General features: G+C 68.2%; 22 protein-coding genes. 11 read left to right on the top strand and 11 right to left on the bottom strand.

Annotated elements, in window-relative coordinates; all coding sequences use genetic code 11:
• Positions 1-311: 311 nt before the first annotated feature.
• The gene (locus A5745_RS10145) at positions 312-935 is read right to left on the bottom strand and encodes a hypothetical protein (RefSeq protein WP_254848541.1); all 624 of its coding nucleotides are present in this window, start codon (positions 933-935) and stop codon (positions 312-314) included.
• A 181-nt stretch (positions 936-1,116) separates the two neighbouring features.
• Here A5745_RS10145 and A5745_RS10140 point away from each other — a divergent pair, with 181 nt between their 5' ends.
• Positions 1,117-2,235 carry an epoxide hydrolase family protein gene (locus A5745_RS10140; protein ID WP_076058394.1) on the top strand — a complete coding sequence of 373 codons (1,119 nt, stop codon included), beginning with the start codon at positions 1,117-1,119 and terminating at the stop codon, positions 2,233-2,235.
• Between the two features lie 4 nt (positions 2,236-2,239).
• On the opposite strand, the gene A5745_RS10135 is transcribed toward A5745_RS10140, so the two are convergent.
• Positions 2,240-2,635, bottom strand: coding sequence for a VOC family protein (locus A5745_RS10135; protein ID WP_076058396.1), 396 nt, complete (start codon positions 2,633-2,635; stop codon positions 2,240-2,242).
• Positions 2,636-2,650: 15 nt separating this feature from the next.
• On the bottom strand, positions 2,651-3,475 hold the full coding sequence (locus A5745_RS10130; protein WP_076058397.1) for an oxygenase MpaB family protein: 825 nt from the start codon (positions 3,473-3,475) through the stop codon (positions 2,651-2,653).
• Between the two features lie 52 nt (positions 3,476-3,527).
• On the opposite strand from A5745_RS10130, the gene A5745_RS10125 reads away from it, so the two are divergent.
• A complete protein-coding gene (locus tag A5745_RS10125) occupies positions 3,528-4,505 on the top strand; it encodes a cobalamin biosynthesis protein (protein WP_076115944.1) in 978 nt (325 codons plus the stop codon).
• Positions 4,506-4,512: 7 nt separating this feature from the next.
• On the opposite strand, the gene A5745_RS10120 is transcribed toward A5745_RS10125, so the two are convergent.
• From A5745_RS10120 to A5745_RS10110, 3 genes are read right to left on the bottom strand one after another with little or no spacing between them, the layout of a single operon-like run.
• Positions 4,513-5,337: an SURF1 family protein gene (locus A5745_RS10120; RefSeq protein ID WP_076115943.1), complete on the bottom strand. Its 825-nt coding sequence runs from the start codon at positions 5,335-5,337 to the stop codon at positions 4,513-4,515.
• Positions 5,337-5,828 (bottom strand): low molecular weight protein-tyrosine-phosphatase, encoded by a 492-nt coding sequence (locus A5745_RS10115; protein WP_076115942.1) that lies wholly within the window; start codon positions 5,826-5,828, stop codon positions 5,337-5,339. The genes A5745_RS10120 and A5745_RS10115 overlap by 1 nt, the downstream gene beginning before the upstream one ends.
• Positions 5,821-6,498 (bottom strand): HAD-IA family hydrolase, encoded by a 678-nt coding sequence (locus A5745_RS10110; protein ID WP_175879801.1) that lies wholly within the window; start codon positions 6,496-6,498, stop codon positions 5,821-5,823. The genes A5745_RS10115 and A5745_RS10110 overlap by 8 nt, the downstream gene beginning before the upstream one ends.
• 83 nt (positions 6,499-6,581) lie before the next feature.
• Here A5745_RS10110 and cobC point away from each other — a divergent pair, with 83 nt between their 5' ends.
• The 5 genes from cobC to A5745_RS10085 are packed head-to-tail and all read left to right on the top strand — an operon-like array spanning position 6,582 to position 11,170.
• Entirely contained in the window at positions 6,582-7,613 is a 1,032-nt protein-coding gene (gene cobC, locus A5745_RS10105) for an Rv2231c family pyridoxal phosphate-dependent protein CobC (protein ID WP_076115941.1), read from the top strand.
• A complete protein-coding gene (locus A5745_RS10100) occupies positions 7,610-8,737 on the top strand; it encodes a Nif3-like dinuclear metal center hexameric protein (RefSeq protein WP_076115940.1) in 1,128 nt (375 codons plus the stop codon). Before cobC ends, A5745_RS10100 begins: the two co-directional genes overlap by 4 nt.
• Positions 8,734-9,471, top strand: coding sequence for a zinc ribbon domain-containing protein (locus tag A5745_RS10095; RefSeq protein WP_076115939.1), 738 nt, complete (start codon positions 8,734-8,736; stop codon positions 9,469-9,471). The genes A5745_RS10100 and A5745_RS10095 overlap by 4 nt, the downstream gene beginning before the upstream one ends.
• Positions 9,468-10,571: a bifunctional RNase H/acid phosphatase gene (locus A5745_RS10090; RefSeq protein ID WP_076115938.1), complete on the top strand. Its 1,104-nt coding sequence runs from the start codon at positions 9,468-9,470 to the stop codon at positions 10,569-10,571. Before A5745_RS10095 ends, A5745_RS10090 begins: the two co-directional genes overlap by 4 nt.
• 17 nt (positions 10,572-10,588) lie before the next feature.
• On the top strand, positions 10,589-11,170 hold the full coding sequence (locus A5745_RS10085; protein ID WP_076115937.1) for a TetR/AcrR family transcriptional regulator C-terminal ligand-binding domain-containing protein: 582 nt from the start codon (positions 10,589-10,591) through the stop codon (positions 11,168-11,170).
• 6 nt (positions 11,171-11,176) lie between these two features.
• Here A5745_RS10085 and A5745_RS10080 read toward each other — a convergent pair whose 3' ends face one another.
• From A5745_RS10080 to A5745_RS10070, 3 genes are read right to left on the bottom strand one after another with little or no spacing between them, the layout of a single operon-like run.
• Positions 11,177-12,391, bottom strand: a complete 1,215-nt coding sequence (locus A5745_RS10080; protein ID WP_076058463.1) for a cytochrome P450 — start codon at positions 12,389-12,391, stop codon at positions 11,177-11,179.
• Complete coding sequence (locus tag A5745_RS10075; protein WP_076115936.1) at positions 12,388-14,109, bottom strand: amidohydrolase family protein; 1,722 nt, start codon at positions 14,107-14,109, stop codon at positions 12,388-12,390. The genes A5745_RS10080 and A5745_RS10075 overlap by 4 nt, the downstream gene beginning before the upstream one ends.
• Positions 14,110-14,119: 10 nt before the next feature.
• The gene (locus tag A5745_RS10070) at positions 14,120-15,313 is read right to left on the bottom strand and encodes an amidohydrolase family protein (protein WP_076115935.1); all 1,194 of its coding nucleotides are present in this window, start codon (positions 15,311-15,313) and stop codon (positions 14,120-14,122) included.
• Positions 15,314-15,498: 185 nt separating this feature from the next.
• Between A5745_RS10070 and A5745_RS10065 the strand changes: the two genes are divergently transcribed.
• Complete coding sequence (locus tag A5745_RS10065) at positions 15,499-16,122, top strand: FHA domain-containing protein (RefSeq protein ID WP_076115934.1); 624 nt, start codon at positions 15,499-15,501, stop codon at positions 16,120-16,122.
• Between the two features lie 32 nt (positions 16,123-16,154).
• On the opposite strand, the gene A5745_RS10060 is transcribed toward A5745_RS10065, so the two are convergent.
• Positions 16,155-16,919: an RNA polymerase sigma factor gene (locus A5745_RS10060; RefSeq protein WP_076115933.1), complete on the bottom strand. Its 765-nt coding sequence runs from the start codon at positions 16,917-16,919 to the stop codon at positions 16,155-16,157.
• Between the two features lie 251 nt (positions 16,920-17,170).
• On the opposite strand from A5745_RS10060, the gene A5745_RS10055 reads away from it, so the two are divergent.
• From A5745_RS10055 to A5745_RS10045, 3 genes are all read left to right on the top strand, one after another.
• A complete protein-coding gene (locus A5745_RS10055) occupies positions 17,171-17,731 on the top strand; it encodes a nuclear transport factor 2 family protein (protein ID WP_076115932.1) in 561 nt (186 codons plus the stop codon).
• A 101-nt stretch (positions 17,732-17,832) separates the two neighbouring features.
• A complete protein-coding gene (locus A5745_RS10050; protein WP_076115931.1) occupies positions 17,833-18,309 on the top strand; it encodes a CAP domain-containing protein in 477 nt (158 codons plus the stop codon).
• 22 nt (positions 18,310-18,331) lie between these two features.
• Positions 18,332-18,532, top strand: coding sequence for a hypothetical protein (locus A5745_RS10045; protein WP_076058474.1), 201 nt, complete (start codon positions 18,332-18,334; stop codon positions 18,530-18,532).
• A gap of 3 nt (positions 18,533-18,535) precedes the next feature.
• Here A5745_RS10045 and A5745_RS10040 read toward each other — a convergent pair whose 3' ends face one another.
• Positions 18,536-19,990, bottom strand: a complete 1,455-nt coding sequence (locus A5745_RS10040; protein WP_076115949.1) for a molybdopterin-dependent oxidoreductase — start codon at positions 19,988-19,990, stop codon at positions 18,536-18,538.
• Positions 19,991-20,051: the final 61 nt, after the last annotated feature.

The following is a 20,051-nucleotide window of genomic DNA, read 5'->3' as shown; positions in this document are numbered from 1 at the left end:
CCTTTCAGCGGCAACGGTTTTGGTTGCCGGAGATGGGCGCCGGCACCGGCGACATGGGCGCTCTGGGTGGTGCGGGGTCTGCGTTGGCCAAGGCCGCGGTCAGGCCCGTAACAGCCATCCCCAACCCAGCGGCGAGAACGATTCTCGCGGCCGATTTTGTCAGTTTGGGTTCAGTGCTGCGGTCGAGGCGATCGGTGGTGGCCATGATGTTCCTTTTGTGGTCGCAGCCCCCGATCGAGGCTATTCGGGGGAACCAGAGGGCGTCTCGCTTTTCATGCAATTCGAGGGGGTCGCGACATCGATTCCTGGTGTCAGTAGTCGAGCCCGTAGCCGCCGCGCAGGTCCGTGTGCGCGGCCTCCAGGGTGCGGTCGCATAGGTCCACGAGTGCATCGAGGTCGAGCTCCGATTCCCTGCCCAGCCTGTCCAGAAACACCGTCTCCTGCTTCCTCAGCTCGGACCACTTGAGTTCGCCCTCGTAGTACACGGTGGGATCCTCCTGCGGGGCGGGGCAGGCCGTGCTCGCCGCCAATTGCCGCTTGCACGAATCCAATTGGGTCAACGAGTAGCCGTGCTCGCGGAACTGACGATCCCACTCATCGAGTAGGAGACTTACCAGGTCGCGCACCGGTGGTGCGGCGTAGACCAACAGCTCGGCTATCCCGTCGTCGAGTCCCAGGCGCATGCGGAAGTCATAGAGCTCTCGGATGGCCTCGGCGCGCCGCTGGTTGGCGACCTCCTCGGCGGTGCCGGTCCCCTCGTATTGGGCCGCGCGTTTGACGTATATGGTCGCGGAGATCAGGGCCTTCAACACGGCCTTCTTGTCATCGGCCGCACGCTTCTCGAAGTCGAGCACACGTTCGTGGCGGCGGTCTTCTTCCTTGTTCCTGGCATCGATGCGCTTCGTAAAGATCGCGACGGCGGCGCTCGAAGTCACGGACGCAAGAGGTACGAGCGCGTTGCCTATTAACGTCATCCAGTTCATTTGTCAACCCTAAACTCACGATCGCCCGGTCCGCAGGCGAACCGCGACGAGCGGCCCTCGCATTGGGGGCCGGCGTGAGCCGAGATGTCGGGGTCCGTGACGCGGCTTTCGGACCCGGCGGCACTATGAACGGGTGAAGCCGTTTCGCATCGACGTTTCCGATGACGTTCTCGACGACCTGCGATCCCGTTTGGCGCGCACCCGCTGGCCTGAAGCCGAGTGCGTCGACGACTGGAGCCAGGGCATTCCGTTGGCCTACACCCGGGAGCTCGCCGGCTACTGGGCCAACGAATACGACTGGCGGTCGCGGGAAGCCGCGCTCAACCGATTCGACCAGTTCGTGACCGAGATCGACGGGCTGGACATCCATTTCATCCACCAACGATCGCCGCACGAGAACGCCTTCCCGCTGGTGATCACGCATGGCTGGCCGGGCTCAATTGTGGAGTTCCACAAGGTCATTGAGCCGCTGACCAATCCAGCGTCGGGACGCGCCGAAGACGCCTTTCATGTTGTTTGCCCGTCACTTCCGGGATACGGCTTCTCCGGTAAGCCCACCCGCACCGGATGGGGTGTGGAGAAGATCGCCGCGGCGTGGGAGACGCTGATGAGCAGCCTGGGCTACGACCGCTACGGCGCCCAGGGCGGCGACTGGGGCGCGGCCGTCACCAACCAGATCGGCCGAAACGGCGGACATTGCTCGGCCATTCACCTGAACATGCCGCTTGGCAGGCCGACGCCCGAAGCGCTGGCGAACCCCACCGAGGAGGAGCAGGCTGCGATGGCCGCGCTGGCGGAGCACCGCAAGTGGGGCACCGGCTATTCCAAGCAGCAGTCGACCCGGCCGCAGACGCTGGGCTACGGGTTGGTCGATTCGCCGGTGGGGCAACTGGCGTGGATCGTCGAAAAGTTTTGGGCCTGGTCGGATTGCGACGGGCATCCCGAGAATGTGTTCAGCCGCGACGAGCTGCTCGACAACGTGATGGTGTACTGGGTGACCGAAACCGCCGCCTCCTCGGCGCGGCTGTATTGGGAGAGCTTTCGGGTCTGGGGGCAGATAGATCGGGTCGAATTGCCAACCGGCGTAGCGGCTTTCCCGCATGAGCTGCTCAAGGCGCCGCGAAGCTGGTGCGAGCCGGTCTACAACATCACCCACTGGACGGACATGCCGCGCGGCGGGCATTTCGCCGCGTTCGAACAACCGGAGCTGTTCGTCGACGACCTGCGCGCGTTCTTTGCGACCGTGCGCTGACGGGTCACCCCGGAAGCGCGAAGAATTCCAATGCGATGCCGTCGGGGTCGCGGAAACTCAGGCCCGAGCCGTACTCCGCGTCCACGATGCCGCCGTGCTCGATCCCGAGCTCGTCCAGCCGCGTGACCCAGTTCTCCAGCTCGGAGCGATTGGCGCAGCCGAAGGCGACATGGTCGAGGCCGACGCGATGTTCGCTGAACTTCTCCTCGGGGGCCGGGCGGTCGTGCTGGTGGAGGCCGAACCCCGTGCCGCCGTCGAGCAACCACACCTGATGCCGGTAGCCGGCGTCGTCGTGCTCGTCGGTGAGGGGGTCGGAGCCGAGAAGGCGGCGGTACCAGGGACTGCTTACTTCGAGGTCGCGCACCGTGATCGCGACGTGGTTGAGTGCGGGGAAGGCCATGCGCTGACTCTAGCCCTAGACGATGCGCCGGCCGCGTCGCGCGCGAGATCGCATGTCCCGCAAGTAGAGCTGGTATCCAAAGATCCACGCCCGGTGCGGGATCAATCGGTCGGCCAGCCGTAGGGCTGTCAGCAGCCATTCGAATCGGCGCTGCTGGCGCTCCGACCAGTCCAGCTTCATCATCGCCCGAAACTCGGGGGCCAGAAATCCCGTCGTCGCGAACAAATTGAGAGGCCCCGCCAGCGCCCGCACCGGCCACGGCAGGAATGCCATCGACGCCACCCCGAGCAGATGCTCGCGCACCGGCGGGTCGATGCGCAGTTCGTCGAGCGAGCGTTTCCAGTACTCGTCGAACGCGACCCGGTCCGGCGGCCACATGCGCTCGGGCACCTGCAGCGTGGTGCCCAGCCGTTTCGCGTCGCGGTAGACGGCGTCGGCGGTGGCTGGATCATGAAGGTCAAGCGGGCCGTGCAGAAACTCGTGCTGGTCGATGAAATAGCGGTACAGACACGCGGCCACCCACAGCTGTAACTTGGGGTCAAACGCGTTGTAGGACACCGGGCTTGACGATGTCGACCGCACCTGCCGGTGTGCGACGTCGACGGCATCGCGGATCAGCGCCCGATCGGACTCGGTGCCGATGGTCGCCACCGCCAGGTAGGTGCCGGTGGTGCGGGCCCGCTTGAACGGATGCTTGTAGACGTTGCCGCTATCCACCGGGCTTTCCAGCACGCCGTAACCGACGCCCGGCAGCGACAGCTGCATGATCACATTGGCGGCCGGTAACAGCATCGCCGCCGGATTCAGCAGGTCGGCGATCCGGGTCGCGGGCCGCTTCATCGCGGTACTCGCCTCATGCAATCGAGTAGACCACGTGTGAGACGCTGCCGGAATGGTTGCGACTCGGACCCGCGTCGCCGGCGTGCTGGCCGGCTATCTGGCCGACCTCGCGCTGAGCGACCCGGAGCGGGGGCATCCGGTCGCGCTGTTCGGCGCGGCGGCCGCGCGGGTGGAGGGACTCACCTACCGCGACGGCAAGCTCGCCGGCGCGATGCACGTGGGGCTGATGGTCGGCGCCGCAACGCTGCTCGGGGCGGCGGTCGAGAGGGCCGCGGTGCGCCTGGGCGGCCCGTGGCCGATCGCCGCCACCGCCGCGGCTACTTGGATATCGCTGGGCGGCACGTCGTTGGCGCGCACCGGCGCGGCGATGTCGCGGCTGCTGGAACGCGGCGATGTCGAGGGCGCGCGACGGTTGTTGCCGTCGCTGTGCGGGCGCGATCCGGCGGCGCTGGACGGCCCGGGCTTGACGCGCGCGGCGCTGGAATCGATCGCGGAAAACACGTCCGACGCCCAGGTGGTGCCGCTGCTGTGGGCGACGGCGGGTGGCGTGCCCGCGGTGCTGGCGTACCGCGCCGTCAACACCCTGGATTCGATGATCGGCCACCGCTCCCCGCGTTATATCCGGTTCGGTTGGGCCGCAGCGCGCTTGGACGATGTCGCCAACTACGTGGGGGCCCGGGTGACCGCCGCGCTGGTGGCGTTGTGCGCGCCGCTGGTCAGCGGGTCGACGGCGGGCGCGCTGCGGGCATGGCGGCGGGACGCGGCCCGTCATCCCAGCCCCAACGCCGGTGTGGTCGAGGCCGCGTTCGCGGGTGCGCTGCGCGTGCGGCTCGGCGGGCCCACCCAGTACCGCCATGAGCTGCAGATCCGCCCGACCCTGGGCGACGGCCCGCAGCCCACTGTCGCGGACCTGCGGCGCGCGGTCACACTGTCTCGGGCAGTGCAGGTGGCCGCGGCCGCTGGGGTGATCGCATTGAGTGTGCGTCAGCGGCGTCGAGTGTGTACGTACGGCGCCCTCGGCGCACACTGAAAGCGTTTCAGCGTCGCCGGCCGTAGCGGTCGGCGAGTTTCTCCTCGATGGTCGTCGGGCTTTCGGAGGTTTCGGTGACGGGCGCTTGGTGCTTTTCCGCACGGCGGGCCCGGATCTCGGAATAGGCGAAATAGCCCAGCCCGATCGGCGCCAGGATGCCGAACAAAATCCACTGAATGCCGTAGGACAGGAACGGCCCTGCGTCCAGGCGCGGCACTCCGATCACGCCGAGCCCGCCGGGTTGGTTTTCGACCAACTGAAGATACGAGCCGGCCAGCGGGACTTTGGTCAGCGCCGAAACCTGTTGGGTGTTGATCGAATACACCTGCTGGAAGCCGTCTCTGGTGAAGGGGTCTTTGCCCTGCACGAGGGGCTCCGAATCGCGCAGGCGTGCCGTGATGCTCACGGTCTCAGCCGGCGGCCGGGGGATCGGCGGCACATGCGAACCCTCCTCGGGTCGCACGTAGCCGCGGTCCACCAGGACGGTGGGCCCGTCGTCGACGACGAACGGCACCAGCACCTCGAACGCCTGCTCGGCCTCGACGACCCGCAGCCGGGCCAGCACCGCAACATCGGCCAGATAGTGGCCGGTTGCCGTCACCCTGCGCCATTGCGCATCCGGGGCCGACGAATCCTGTTGCGGTAACAATGTTTTCAGCGGAACGGGGGCGGTGTTGAGGGAATACTCGATTTGGTGGTTTTCCCGCGACGTGCGGGTGTTCTTCCCCAGCTGCCACGGCGCGAGCACCATGAAGCACAAGTAGGTGAAGGCGATCACGACCAGCGCCAGCACTATCCAGCCGGGCCGCAGCAAGAACGCCAAGCGGGGCATCAACCGTGCCCGTTTCGCGCCAGTTGCTCGTCGACCCACTCGTGCAGGCCGGGGAGGGCGGCCTCGATCACGGCAAAGACTTCTTCGAAGTCCGCGTGGTCGCCGTAGTAGGGGTCGTCGACGTCGGGGACATAGGCGCCCGAGCGCGGGTCAAACGACCGCAGCAGTCGGATCCGGCTCTCCTCGACTCCCAGCTGCTGCAACATCCAGACATGGTTGCGGCCCAGCGCCACCACCAGGTCGGCCGCCGAATGATCAGTGCCAAATTGGGCCGCGCAGTGGTCGGTGGAATAGCCGTGCGCGCGCAGCACCCGGGCGGCTCGCTCGTCGGCGCAGCTGCCGATGTGCCAGTCGCCGGTGCCCGCACTCGTCACCCGCACCGCGTCGCCCAGACCGCGCCGCCGCAACTGCTCGGCGAACATCTTCTCGGCCATCGGCGAGCGGCAGATGTTGCCCGTGCAGACGAAGGTGACGTGCAGCGGTTTAGACACCCAACGCCCTCCGCAGTTCGGCGATGGTGGCGGCGTGCGTCACGCCGACGGCGGGCGCGCCCGTTTCCGCGAAGTCCGCCCGCCCGTAGCCCCAGCCCACCACCACGGCGTCGATCCCATGCGCGGCCGCGCCGTCCACGTCGTGGCTGCGGTCGCCGACCATCAGCACCCGGCCGGGCAGCGGCCGCAGCTGCTCCAGCGCGTGCGCCAGCACCTCCTCCTTGGTCTTGCGCGATCCGTCGGGACTCGCCCCGGCGATGACATCGAAATACCGGTCGAGCTCGAAATGGGCGAGGATGCGTCGCGCCGTCGGTTCCAGCTTCGAGGTGGCCACCGCCAGCCGGACACCGGCGGCGTGCAGATCAGCCAGCAGGGTGGCAATCCCGTCGAACAACGTGTTCATCGCCCAGCCCCGGGCGCCGTACTCGGCGCGGAAGGCCGCGATCGCCGCGTCGGCGTGCTCGCCGAGCTCCATCGCGCGGAACGTGTCGTCCATCGGCGGGCCGACGATCTGCGCGGCCAGGTCGCCCTCGGGCACCGGGGCGCCGATGTGGCTCAGCGCGTGCAGGAAGCTCGCGACGATCCCTTCGGCGGAATCGGTGAGGGTGCCGTCGAGATCGAAGATCACCAGCTGCGGCGCCGTGCAATCGGCCGGGACTGTGCCTGTCACGTCACCATTGTCCTAGATGGGCATGTGCTGGTGTGACGGTGTTCCCCGCCACGCTCCCGTGGCGGCGCACTAGTGTTTCACTGATGGCGAGTCTGGATCCGAGCCCGCTTGGTGCCGGGCGCTACCACGGTGATCAGGCCGTCGCGCCGGGGATGCTGGATTTCGCCGTCAACGTTCGTCATGCGCAACCGCCGGAATGGCTGATAGGGCGGCTTGCCGCGCGGCTGCCGGATCTGGCGCGCTATCCCGGCATCGAGGACCTGCACGCGGCGCAAGACGCCGTCGCCGAGCGCCATGGCCGGGCGCGCGACGAGGTGCTGCCGCTGGCCGGTGCGGCGGAGGGGTTCGCGTTGCTGCCCAACCTGCGTCCGGCGCGGGCGGTGATCGTCGCGCCGTCGTTCACCGAGCCGGCGGTGGCGCTGACCGCCGCCGGGGTGCCGGTGCATCACGTCGTGCTCGAGCCGCCGTTCGGTTTGGATGGGGTATTCGTGCCCGACGACGCCGACCTGGTGGTGGTGGGCAATCCGACCAATCCCACCTCGGTGCTGCACACCCGCGAGCGGCTGCTGGCGTTGCGCCGGCCCGGCCGCATTCTGGTGGTCGACGAGGCGTTCGCCGACTCGGTTCCGGGTGAGCCGGAGTCGCTGGCCGGCGACGCGCTGCCCGACGTGGTGGTGCTGCGCAGCCTGACCAAATCCTGGGCGCTGGCCGGATTGCGGGTGGGATACGCCCTCGGCCCGCCGGATGTGTTGGCGCGGCTGACCGCCCGGCGTGCGCACTGGCCGGTGGGCACGCTGCAGCTGACCGCCATCGCGGCGTGCTGCGCCGCGGAAGCCGTCGCCGACGCGGCGGCCGATGCGCTCCGGCTGGCGCGGCTGCGTTCACAGATGGTGGCCGGTCTGACATCGGTGGGTGCCGAGGTGGTCGACGGCAGGGCGCCGTTCGTCCTGTTCCGTAGGCCGGATGCAGTCGCACTGCGAAAGCATCTGCAGCACAAGGGGATTGCGATACGCCGGTGCGACACCTTCGTGGGCCTAGGCGAGGAGTATCTGCGGGCGGCGGTGCGTCCCGAATGGCCGCGGTTGGTCGAGACGATCGACGAGGTGCGGCCGTGAGCGTGCGGCTGGCCGATGTCATCGAGGTGCTGGACGAGGCCTATCCGCCGCGGCTTGCCCAGCCGTGGGATTCGGTTGGCCTGGTGTGCGGCGACCCCGACGATGCGCTGGACTCGGTGACTGTCGCCGTCGACGCCACGCGAGAGGTCGTCGACGAAGTTCCCGACGGCGGCCTGCTGCTGGCCCATCACCCGCTCCTGCTGCGCGGGGTGGATACGGTCGCGGCCAGCACCCCGAAGGGCGCGCTCGTGCACCGGCTGATCCGAAGCGGGCGTTCGCTGTTCACCGCGCACACCAACGCCGACTCGGCGTCGCCGGGCGTGTCCGACGCGCTGGCCGACTCGCTCGGCCTCACCGTCGAGGCGGTGCTCGAGCCGTTGTCCCTGGCGGGCGATCTCGACAAGTGGGTCATCTACGTGCCGCGCGAGAACGCGGACGCGGTGCGGGCGGCCGTGTTCGACGCGGGCGCCGGCCACATCGGCGACTACTCGCACTGCAGCTGGAGCGTCAGCGGCATCGGGCAGTTCCTGCCGCACGAGGGGGCGACGCCCGCGGTGGGCAGCGTCGGCACGGTCGAGCGGGTGGAGGAGGACCGGTTCGAGGTCGTCGCGCCCGCGTGCGCCCGGGCGGCGGTGCTGGCGGCGATGCGCGCCGCCCACCCCTACGAGGAGCCCGCGTTCGACATCTTCGCGCTGGTGCCCCCGCCCGGCGACGCCGGGTTGGGCCGCATCGGCACGCTGCCACAACCGGAACCTTTGCGCGCCTTCGTCTCCCGCGTCGCCGGGGCGCTGCCGCAGACGTCCTCGGGTGTGCGCGCCGCGGGGGACCCCGACACGGCGGTGAGGCGGGTCGCCGTGTGCGGCGGCGCCGGAGACTCGCTGCTAGCCGCCGCGGCGGGCGCGGGCGTGCAGGCCTATGTCACGGCCGATCTGCGGCATCATCCGGCCGACGAGCATCGCCGGGCCTCGGACGTCGCCCTGATCGACGTCGCGCATTGGGCCAGCGAATTCCCGTGGTGCGAGCAGGCCGCCGACCTGCTGCGGTCCCGTTTCGGTGCGGAGTTGCCGGTGCGGGTCAGCACCCTGCGCACCGACCCATGGAATCTTGGGGGAGATGGTTCATGAAAGCCGAAGTAGCGCAGCAGCTTTCGCTACTCGAGTTGTCGAAGCTAGACGCCGAGCTGTCCCGGATTGCGCACCGCGCGTCGCATCTGCCGCAGCGGGAGGCGTACGCGCGGATGCAGTCCGAGCACGAGGCCGCCAGCGACCGGCTGGCCGCTATCCGAATCGCCGTGGAGGACTTGGACGCCCAGGTCTCGCGACTCGAGTCCGAGATCGAGGCCGTCCGCCAGCGCGAAGACCGCGATCGCGCATTGCTCAAATCGGGTGCGGCCGATGCGAAGCAATTGTCGGATCTGCAGCACGAATTGGAGACGCTGGTGCGGCGCCAGACCAGCCTGGAAGATTCGCTGCTGGAGGTGATGGAGCGCCGCGAGGAGTTGCAGGCGCAGCTGGCCACCGAGCAGCGGGCGATCGAGGCGTTGCAGGCCGACCTGGTCAGCGTCCAGCGGGAACTGGATGCTGAGCTGGCCGAAATAGACGAGGCCCGCCAGCAGCATTCGTCGCGGCGCGACACGTTGACCGCGGCGCTGGACCCCGCGCTGACGGCGCTGTACGAGCGGCAGCGTGCCGGGGGCGGGCCGGGTGCCGGGCCGTTGCTGGGTCACCGCTGCGGCGCGTGCCGGATCGAGATCGGCCGCGGTGAGCTGTCGCGCATCTCGGCGGCCGCCGAGGACGAACTGGTGCGGTGCCCGGAATGCGGTGCGATCCTGTTGCGGGTCAAGGGATTCGAGCAGTGAAAGTCGTCATCGAAGCCGACGGCGGGTCGCGTGGCAATCCCGGGCCGGCCGGATACGGCGCGGTGGTGCTGGCCGAAGACCGCTCGGCTGTGCTTGCCCAGACCAAGCAGGCCATCGGCCGGGCCACCAACAATGTCGCCGAATACCGGGCCCTGATAGCCGGTTTGGACGACGCCGCGAAGCTGGGGGCCACCGAGGCCACCGTCTTCATGGATTCCAAGCTGGTGGTCGAGCAGATGTCGGGGCGGTGGAAAGTCAAGCACCCCGACCTCATCGAGCTGCACGCCCAGGCCCGACAGCTGGCAGCGCGGTTCGAAAGGATCAGCTACACGTGGGTCCCGCGCGCCCGCAACACCCATGCGGATCGGTTGGCCAACGAGGCGATGGACGCCGCGGCCGGCATCGAGTCCGAGGAACCGTCGGTGGTCGAACCCGCGAAAACCGTTACGGCCCAAGCGTCGACGGCGCCGGGGTGGACCGGCGCCCGCGGCACCCCGACCCGCCTGCTGTTGTTGCGGCACGGGCAGACCGAGCTGTCGGTGGAGCGGCGATATTCGGGGCGCGGCAACCCGGCGCTGACCGAGGTGGGGCGCCGGCAGGCGCAGGCCGCGGCGCGATATTTGGCGGAGCGCGGCGGGATAGCCGCCGTGCTGTCGTCCCCGCTGCAACGCGCCTACGACACGGCGGCGACGGCCGCCAAAGCGCTGGGCCTGGATGTCACCGTCGACGACGATTTGATCGAGACCGACTTCGGGGCCTGGGAGGGGCTGACTTTCGCCGAGGCCTCCCAACATGATCCGGAGCTGCACCGCCGCTGGTTGCGTGACACCAGCACGATGCCGCCAGACGGCGAGAGCTTCGATCGCGTGCTGGATCGAGTGTGCCGGGTTCGGGACCGGATCGTCGCGGCGCACGAGGGCGCGACGGTGCTGGTGGTGTCGCATGTGACGCCGATCAAGATGCTGCTGCGTCTGGCTTTGGACGCCGGGCCGGGTATTCTGTATCGGCTGCATCTCGACCTCGCGTCGCTGAGCATCGCCGAGTTCTATTCCGACGGCGCTTCTTCGGTGCGGCTGGTGAACCAAACCGGCTATCTTTAGGCGGTAGGGAGACATCGATGCAGCCGTCTCGATCACTCGATGAGCCTGTTCCGGCCGACATCCGGGCGCGGGTGATGCCGGCCGCGCTCGACGAGTTGGCCCGCTGGGGTGTCGAGCGGTTCAGCATCGAGGCCATGGCCGAGCGTCACCACCTCGATCCCGCAATGATCCAGCGCTACTGGGGCGACCGGCAACGACTGATCGTCGATGCGGCCCTTGCCGATGCGGAGACCTTCAGTTCGGTGCCGGACACCGGCTCGCTGCGCGGAGACCTGCTGATGTTGGCCCGGAAGCTGACCGATCGGATCAACACCGAGCAGGGCCGCACGTTTCTGCGGGCCTTGGCCATGGACCATGGTGGACATCACGACGAGGAGACCCGAAGGATGTTGTGGCGGGCGCGTTTTGCACTCGGCCGCACGGTCATTGACCGTGCCAGGGAACGTGGTGAATTGCGCGAGGGCGTCAACACGCTGGCCGCGGTGCAGATCGTGATGGCGCCGCTCAATGTTCGTGTCCTCTACTCCGACGTGCCCGTCGACGACCGCTATTGCGAGGCCATCGCCGACATGGCGTGGCACGCGCTGGCGCGCAAATAGGCGGCGCTAGGCGGGCGTGAACTCGGCGGGCAGTGTCGCCGGCGATCGGAACGCCACGCCCACGATGTGTGGTGTCGGAGCGGAGGAGTCCAGCCGCAAGTCCGGCAGCCGATTCAGCAGCGCGTCGATAGCCACGATCGCTTCCATCCGCGCGAGATGCATGCCCAGGCAGAGATGCGGGCCGCCGCCGAACGTCAGGTGGGCGATGTTCCTGCGGGTGGGATCGAATCGGTCCGGGTCCGGGTAGCGCGCAGGGTCCCGATTGGCGGCCGCGACGCTGACGCTGACGTGCGTGCCCGCCGGGATCGCGACCCCGCCCAGCTCGCAGTCGCGGACCGCTCGCCGCACCACCGTGGTGATCGGTGGCTCCCAGCGCAACGCTTCCTCGAAGGCGCCGCGGAGCATGCCGCGGTCCGCACGCAGCGCATCCAGCAGCGCCGGCTGCGTGAGCAGCGCGACCAGCAGGTTGCCCGACGCCCGGTAGGTGGTCTCGACGCCCGCGGGCAGGATCAGCAGCAAGAACGCGAAGATCTCGTCGTCGGTGAGGCGCGTGCCGTCGATCTCCGACTCCGCCAGCGTGCTGATCAGATCGTCCTGTGGGCGGCGGCGCCGCTCGGCGAGGACCTCCGCGAAATAGGCCTTCAGCGCAGCGGACGCGGCGACGCCCCGATCCCAGTCGTAGACAACATTGAGCAACTCGATCGACAGTCGCTGAAAGCGCAGATAGTCCTCCCGCGGCAGCCCCATGATCCGGGCGATGACCTGGACGGGAAACGCGAAGGTGAATTCGCGGGCCAGCTCGGCCCGCCCGCGCGGCGCGAACCGGTCGATCAGCTCGTGGACCACCACCTCCACCAGCTCGCCGCGCCACCGCTCCAGCAACACCGTGCGGAACGACGGCGAAACCAGGGCCCGGCTGGCCCGATGCTCGGCTCCCTCGAGTTCGAGCAGGGTGCGGCCCATGACCGGGCCCATGATCTGGTCGTAGATCGACGACGAGAAGGTGTCGGGATGCGTGAGCACGGTCTGGCATTCGTCGTAACCGAGCACGGTTACCCCGAGCTCGCCAACCTGCCCGGAACTGGTCTCCCCGAAGGGATTTCCGCACATCACGCGGTGCCGCTCACGGGCCTCGCGCAGCCGCTCGTGCACGTTTTCGACCTGCATGAGCAGCCCGGTTTGCAGCTCGGCCGGGTCGAATTCGTCGGTCACGTGGCTCATGAGGCCGTGACCGTCTGGGTGTCACGTCCGGAGCGCAGCACCGTGCCGGGCATGGCGCCGGTGGCGGCGCCGTCGTGGCATACCTCCACACCGCCGACGAGCACCGAGGTGATGCCGTGGGCGTCGGCGACCAGCCGGGGCGCGCCCGAGGGCAGGTCGTAGCGGGTGCGCTCGGGGCCGTGGTCGATGGTCGCGGGATCAAACATCACTAGGTCGGCGTGCCAGCCGGGCGCGATGCGGCCGCGTTCGGTCAGCCCGTAGAACCGGGCCGGCACGTCGGTGATCAACCGGACGGCTTCCTCGAGCGTCACCACCTGATGCTCGCGGACGCCGCGGCCCAGCAGCGCCGTGGTGTAGATCGCCCCGCACATCATGTCCAGGTGGGCTCCGGCGTCCGAGCCGCCGATCACCGCGCCCGGGTGGCGCCACACCTCGGCGCGCAAGCGCCAGTCCGCGCTGTCGTCGCCAGTCAGCGGCGGGCTGAGCCCGGTGCGCAGCTCGTCGGCGATCACGATGTCCAGCAACGTGTCGAAGGGCTCACCACCGCGAGCGGCGGCCACCTCGCCGACGCTGCGACCCGTCGCATCGGCGTTCTCGGGGGCGAACGTCTCGACGATGATCAGCCGATCCCATTGGGCCAGGCCGCGCAGCATACCCGCCTCCTTCGATGCGGCGCCGTCGGCCAGCAGGCGACGCACCTGCGGATCGGCAAGTGCGGCAAGGCGTTCCGGCACGGGCAGATGCATCGTGTCGCGCCAGCCCGGCAGCCCGTCGAGCACGAAGCCGGACAGGAACGACAGCCGGATCTTCATCGCTTGCGGCAGGGTCAGCGCCACCACCCGGCCGCCGCGTTGAGCCGCGGCCTCGTAGGCCCGCAACTGCCTCTGGTGCCCGTCCGGGTTCGCCGCCGACACGCCCAGCAGGTTCCAATTCAGCGGCCGGTCGGCGGCTTTCGACATGTCGGTGAGCAGCGCGATGTCCTCGTCGGTGAAGCCGGACAGGCAGCCGGCGATGATGGCCTCGAGCGTGGTGCCCGGATGGTCGCGCAGGCCGGCCGCCAGCGCTACCAGCTCGTCGCGCGACGCACCACGCGACGGCACCGGCTGGCCGGAGCCGTCGTTGTGGGTCGGCGACTGGCTCGTGGAGAGTCCGAGCGCCCCGGCGGCGAGCGCGTCGTGCAGGACCGCGACCATGTTCTCGATCTGCTCGGGCGTCGCCTCGCCGCTTAAGGCGTCGTCGCCCATCGCCGCCAGCCGCAGCGCCGAGTGACCGACCAGGAAGCCGGCGTTGACGGCGATGCCGCCCTCGAGGCGGTTCAGCCAGTCGCCGAAAGATGCCCATCCCCAGTCGAGCCCGGCCCGCAGCGCGTCCAGCGGCATCCCCTCCACCCGCGCGAGCATGCGGGTGAGGTAGTCGTGCTGGTCGGATGCCGCGGGCGCCAGCGTGAATCCGCAGTTGCCGCCGAAGACCGTGGTGACCCCGTGCTGCACCGACGGGCTCGCGGTCGGGTCCCAGAACAGCTGCGCGTCGTAGTGGGTGTGCAGGTCGACGAAGCCCGGCGCGAGCGTCTGCCCTTGGGCATCAACGGTTTTCGCTGCTAGATCATCGACCTCACCGACCGCGACGATCCGGCCGTTGCTCACGCCGACGTCGCCGTGGCGGGCGGGTGCGCCGGTGCCGTCGACGATCTCGGCGTCGCGTATCAACAGGTCCAGCATTGGGAGCCTCCTACACTACCGCGGCCAGCCACCCGTCGTCGGGAAGCGGGTGGCGGAACAGCTGTGCCGCGTTGCGATGGGTGATTCGGGCCGCGTCGTCCGCCGAAAGGCCGGCGACGTTGCGCGCCACGACTTGTTGCGTGTCGGGCCAGGTGGAGTCGGCGTGCGGATAGTCGCTCTCGACGAGGATCCGCTCGGTTCCGATCGCGTCCAGCGCGCCGAACGCGTGCGGGTCGTCGATCGAGCAGAACCAGAAGTTGCGGCGCAGCACCTCGCTGGGCAGCAGGTCGCCCTGCCACGCTCCGCCCTCATGTCCCGAAGCCGAGTGCGCCAGAACGTAATCGGCCCGGTCGCCGAGCATGGCCGCCCAGCCCAGCCCGCCCTCGGCCAGCGTGAAGTTCAGGCGCGGATACCGCACCGGTATGCCGGACCAGAGCATGTCGGCGCAGGCGACCAGGCCGTTGACCGGGAAGAGCGTGGTGATCGTCTCGAACGGGGTGTCCGGGGCGGGAATCGGCGCCCATTGTGCGGAACCCGTATGCAGGCACACGACCGTGTTCGTCTCCTCGCAGGCGGCGAAGAAGGGATCCCAGACGCCGCTGTGCAGGCTGGGGAGGCCGCATTGCGCGGGCAGCTCGGGGAAGCTCACCGCCTTGAAGCCGCGCGCGGCGTTGCGTCGTATCTCCTCGGGCGCCAGCTGCGGGTCGGCGAGCCACGGCAGCTGCAGCGGGATGATCCGTTCCGGGTAGCTCCCGGCCCACACCTCGAGGTGCCAGTCATTCCAGGCCCGCAGCGTCGCCAGCCCCAGCTCCAGATCGTCGCTCTTCCAGAACACGGTTCCGGCGAAACCGGCGATCAGGGACGGGAAGTTCAACGACGCCCAGATGCCCGCGAGGTCCATGTCGGCGATGCGGGCGTCGATATCCCAACAGCCGCGCCGCATCTCGTCGAAGCGGGCGGCCTCCATGCTCCACTCCTCGTGCGGCCGCCCGATCACCGCGTTGAGCCCGATGTTCGGGTACTCGCGGTCCTCGTAGCGCCACACCTGGCGCCCGTCGTCGGTCTCGACGACTTGCGGTGCGCGGTCGGCCAGCGCGGCGGGAAGCCTGCCGACGAACATGTCCGGCGGCTCGATGACGTGGTCGTCGACCGAGATCACCGCGTGCTGTCGCCGCCGTGGATCTGGGTCTGGCAGCAGCGCCATACCTGATGACTATGGTCGGTTTTTGCCCGCTGTCAATGCTATCTATGCAATCAATGCAAAGTTGCCGCCGCGGGCGTCGAGGCCTGGGCTTTGCGTGGTCGTCCAAGGCGCGGATTGGGCCATTTTGGCGCCCTTAGCGCATGAGCGAGCTCGTGAGCGTCAGAATGGGCTGATAGGAGGTCTGTATGTCTTCCCATTTGGAAGTCTGGAAACCATCCGGACGGGAGCTCATCGCGCTGAGCGGTCAACGAGCGACCCTCGGCAAGGCCTTAACCAACGCCGTGGCGCTCGAACACGACCCGACGGTGTCGCGCGTACACGCCGTCCTGGAGAATTTCGGGCAGGCCTGGTCCGTGCGGGACCTGGGTAGCCGCAACGGCACCTACGTCAACGGCGAAAAGATCGCCGCGGAACGCATCCTGCGGTCGGGCGACGAACTTCGGCTCGGCAGTTCGCGGTTGGTCTTCTGGATGGGCGCCGAAGCCGACGAAGCACCGCATGATCAAGAAACGGAAACCGGTAAATCCATCCTGCGACCGCCGCGGATGACGCCGCGCGAACTCGAGGTCCTCAAGGTCCTGTGTCGTCCCTTCGTCACCGACGACCCGTTTCCCGAGCCTGCGTCGGTCCGTCGGATCGCCCAGGAGCTATATGTGACCGAGGCAGCGGTCAAACAGCATCTGCAGCACCTGTACGACAAATTCGGGATCCACGCAGAAGGGGACCGCCGAGTCCGGCTGGCCAACGCGGCCGTCCGGCTCGGGGCCGTCAACCGGGCCATGTTGCGTGATCGCCGTCCGCAGCGGTAGTGAGCCGTCGGTCGGGTTGTCGGGCCGCGTCGTCATGAGGACACCTTTTCGAGCATCCCGCCGCCGAGCATGGCGACGGCGTTGAGGACGCGACGGCGGTATTCGTCGCATGTGTCGCACGAGTCGATATGGCGCGCAATGCGTTTCCGCATCAGGACCGTGAACTGTTGGTCCCACCCGGCCAGGTCCGCGGCGAGCTGCGGGCACCCGTTCTGGGTGGCGCGCCGGGCCACCAACAGCGCACCCAATGAGCGTTCGACGGTGTCGCGCAGCCGCTGCAGCAGTTTCTTGGCCGAGTCGTAGCTGATGCCCAGCGTGTGCGCGAGGTCGATGCCGGTCATCCCGCGGCGGTAGACAAGCTCCAGCACGTGGCGGTCGCGCTCTGACAGACCCTCGGCCGCACGCGCGACCAGTTGAGCGAGCTCATTCTGGGCCGTCAACGTAAATGGCCCCGGGCCGGTCGCCGCGTTGTCCGGCAACTCGTCGAACGCGCGTTCGCGGCGGCGTTCGGACAGCACCCGCAGCGCCCTGCGGCGGGCGATGGCATAGAGCCACGGCCGCAGCTTCTCCGCGTCGCGCAGCTTCGGCAACTCGGCCGCGGCGATGCAGAAGACCTCTTGCACGCAGTCGGAGGCCGTGTGCTGATCGCGCACCATCCCGGCGCAATAGGCATGCAGCGGTCCGGCGTAGCGGTTGTAGAGGCCCGCCAACGCCGCACGATCGCCCGCTGCGGCAGCGCGGGCCAGTTCGGCGTCGCTGAGGATGTCGGTGTTGGGCGGTGCGGTCATCAATGTCATGACTGAAATGCTCGGCGATGCGCGATGGTTTGGTAATCACCCGCAAAGCCAGATTCCACTCCCGAAAGGGAAGGGTTTCCTATCCGTTTGGCAAGGGTCCAGGCGTCGAGTGTGCGACCTGGGTCGCGGATGTGCGTCTAGGTCGCCCTCAGCGCACACTCGAGCAGCCGCTTCCGCCCAGTGGGACGGAAGCCCCAGCGTCTGGCGCCGGCGTGGAAAAATTCGGCAGGCGGCCCGCGGGAAGGAACGACATGACCGACCTCATCGATCCGACCAAGACTTTCCGGCTTATCGAAGAGCGGATCGCCAAGACGACCAATCCACGGCATGTCCTGATGCTCAACCGGCTGCTGGATCACGCCAAGGGCGAGGCCGAGCAGGATCTCGACCGCGTCATGTCAACGTTGGCCCCGAACCCGCGTTACGTCGCGTGGGGCGCACCCGCGGACATGAGCCCGGTGGGGCGGCAAGCGGTTCGGACCTTCTACGAGGACACGATCGTGAAAGGCGGCCAGTGGCACCTCGAGTTCGATATGGACCGAATCGTCGTCGACGACGACGCGATCGTCACCGAAGGCTGTTTCCGCTCCCTCTACTACGGCGCTGACGCGGCATCGAGGGGCTTTCCCGTCGACGATCAAGAGGGCTTCTACGTCCTGAGGTTGCGCATGCTGATCGTGTGGCCGTTCGATGCCGAGGGTTTCATCGTCGGCGAGGAAACCTACAGCGCCATCACGACGCCCGACTTCTTGACGAAGGTCGAGGCATCCGCGGTACCGCAGAAGTTCCGCGATTTCGTCGGCGCGCGCTGATAGCCGTCTCGAAACTTCGCGCCGATTCTCGACATTTCATTGTCGAAAGTGGATAGCATTTGTTTGCTAACTAACGACGCGAGCGCGTGGCAAGAGGCAACATGACGAGGAAAGTCACGATCGTCGCCGCCTTCTCGATCTGCACTGTCTGCACTACGGCGCTCGGCACAGTTGCTGGTTCCGCCGCGCGCGCGGACGACTCGGGGGCCGCGGTGTACAGCGGCGTCAGCCGGGTTCGCGACACATGCGGGGCGCTCGGTGATGACCCGCGCTTGACGGTCGCGGCGCAGCGGCACGCCGACGACATGCTGAAAAACGGTGTGGGCGGCCATATCGGATCCGACGGCTCGTCACCGCAGGTGCGTATCACCGATGCGGGCTACCGGCCCACCTACACCGGTGAGATCGTCTACTGGGGCACCGGATCCGCTGCGAACCCGAACCTGGCGCTGGACATGTGGATGCAAAGTCCCGCGCACCGAGCGATCATCCTGAACTGCGCGTTCACCGCGGCCGGCTTCGCCACCGCCTCGGATGGCAACAAGATGACGGCCGTCGGTGACTTCGCGGGTCCTTGATACCTGGGCTTAGCATCCATATATGAGAAGGACTTTCGTCGCCACGTTCGCGTTTGGGTTGGTCGTCGCGCTGTTCGGGCTGATCTGGGCGCTGCAGGGATTCGGAGTGCTTGGTGGTAGCCCCATGAGCAACACCACGACCTGGTCCATCATCGGTCCGATCACCGCGCTGGTCGGACTCGTGATCGCGTTGTTCAGCTGGCGGAAACTCTCGTCGAAGTAACGCTCACGCCGCCGCCACGGTGAAATTCACCGTGTGCCAGCCGGTGGCGCCGTCCGGGACGGGACTAACCCGATCCGCCGTCTGGGTAGCTCCGGTGTTGTCGGTGGCGCGCACGGTGATGGTGTGTCTCCCAAGGCTTTTCGCCTGCCAGGGAAAGCTCCACAGCCGCCACGTGTCGTTGGAATAGCTCGTGCCCTGTTGCGCGGGTTGCCATGGGCCATCGTCGATGCGGACCTCCACGGCCCGCACCCCGCGATTCTGCGCCCACGCAACACCGCCGAAAACCACGGGCCCCATCGGCACCTTCTGGCCGTCTTTCGGCACGTCGATCCGCGACTCGGTCTTGATGGGTGCGCGCGGTGCCCAGCCCTGCCGCGTCCAGTACGCCTGCGCCTTGTCGAAGCGGGTGAGCTCCATCTCGACGACCCACTTGGTGGCCGATACGTACCCGTAGAGCCCGGGTACCACCAGCCGGGCCGGGTAGCCATGCTCGATCGGCAGCGGCTGACCGTTGAGGCCGACCGCCAACAGCGCGGCGCGGCCGTCGGTGAGCGCCTGCACCGGTGTGCCCGCGGTGAATCCGTCGATCGACGTCGAGAGCACCATATCGGCGTCGGCGTGCACCCCGGCCGCCGCCAGCAGGTCGGCCACCCGGTAGCCCGTCCACACTCCCGTCGAAATCAGGTTGCCCCCAACGGGATTCGACACGCAGGTCAACGTGGTCACCGTTTCGACGACGTCGAAGCGGGCGAGGTCGTCGAAGGTGTAGGTCGCTTCGTGGTCCACCATGCCGTGGATGTGCAGCCGCCAGTCGCCGTGGCTGAGTTGGGGAACGATGAGCGCGGTGTCCACCCGGTAGAAGTCGGCGCTGGCGGTGATAAAGCTGGGCAGCGCAACACCGTTCGGTTGCACGTCTGCGGGTATCGGTGGTGACGGTACGCGCGGTCGGGGAAATGCGAAGGTGGTGCGGTCAGCTGCCACCGAATGCACCAACCGCGTGATGACCGCGCCCGCAACCGCGCTGACCGCTCCGAGTCCGAGCATTCCCAACACGACCAACCTGCGTCTGACGGTGTCCGGCTCGTCGGGGCTGGCTGTGTCATCTGGGGCATCCGGTTCGGGCCAGAATCGACGAATGAGCAAGCGAAGGGTCGCCACGCCGCAGGCGGCGCCCGCGACGGTGGGGATGGTGTCGAGCGCCGTCGCACCCGGGCGCGACAGCACCGCAATGCATCCGAGGACCCCGGCCGCGGCGATCGTCACGAGCACGACGGCGGCCACGAAGAATTTGTCCTGAGAACCTAGGGCCTGAATGGCCGCCTCTTTGATGGATCCCGGTGTCAGGTCGACGGCCGCGGAGCCGATAGCGGCACGCGCATCGGCGCGCGCACCGAACGGGATGCCCACCAGCTCGGCCACCCCGAGCGAGACGGACGCGGCGGCGAGCCCCGCGAGCATCCGCGCATTGGACGGGCCGACGACCATCGACCCACTGTACTCGCACTCACCGCAACGACTG

The sequence above is a fragment of the Mycobacterium sp. IS-2888 genome (assembly GCF_001954215.1).
In the GTDB taxonomy this organism is placed as follows: domain Bacteria; phylum Actinomycetota; class Actinomycetes; order Mycobacteriales; family Mycobacteriaceae; genus Mycobacterium.
Note: the sequence above shows the minus strand (reverse complement) of the source record. Positions and strands in the feature narration are given on the sequence as shown.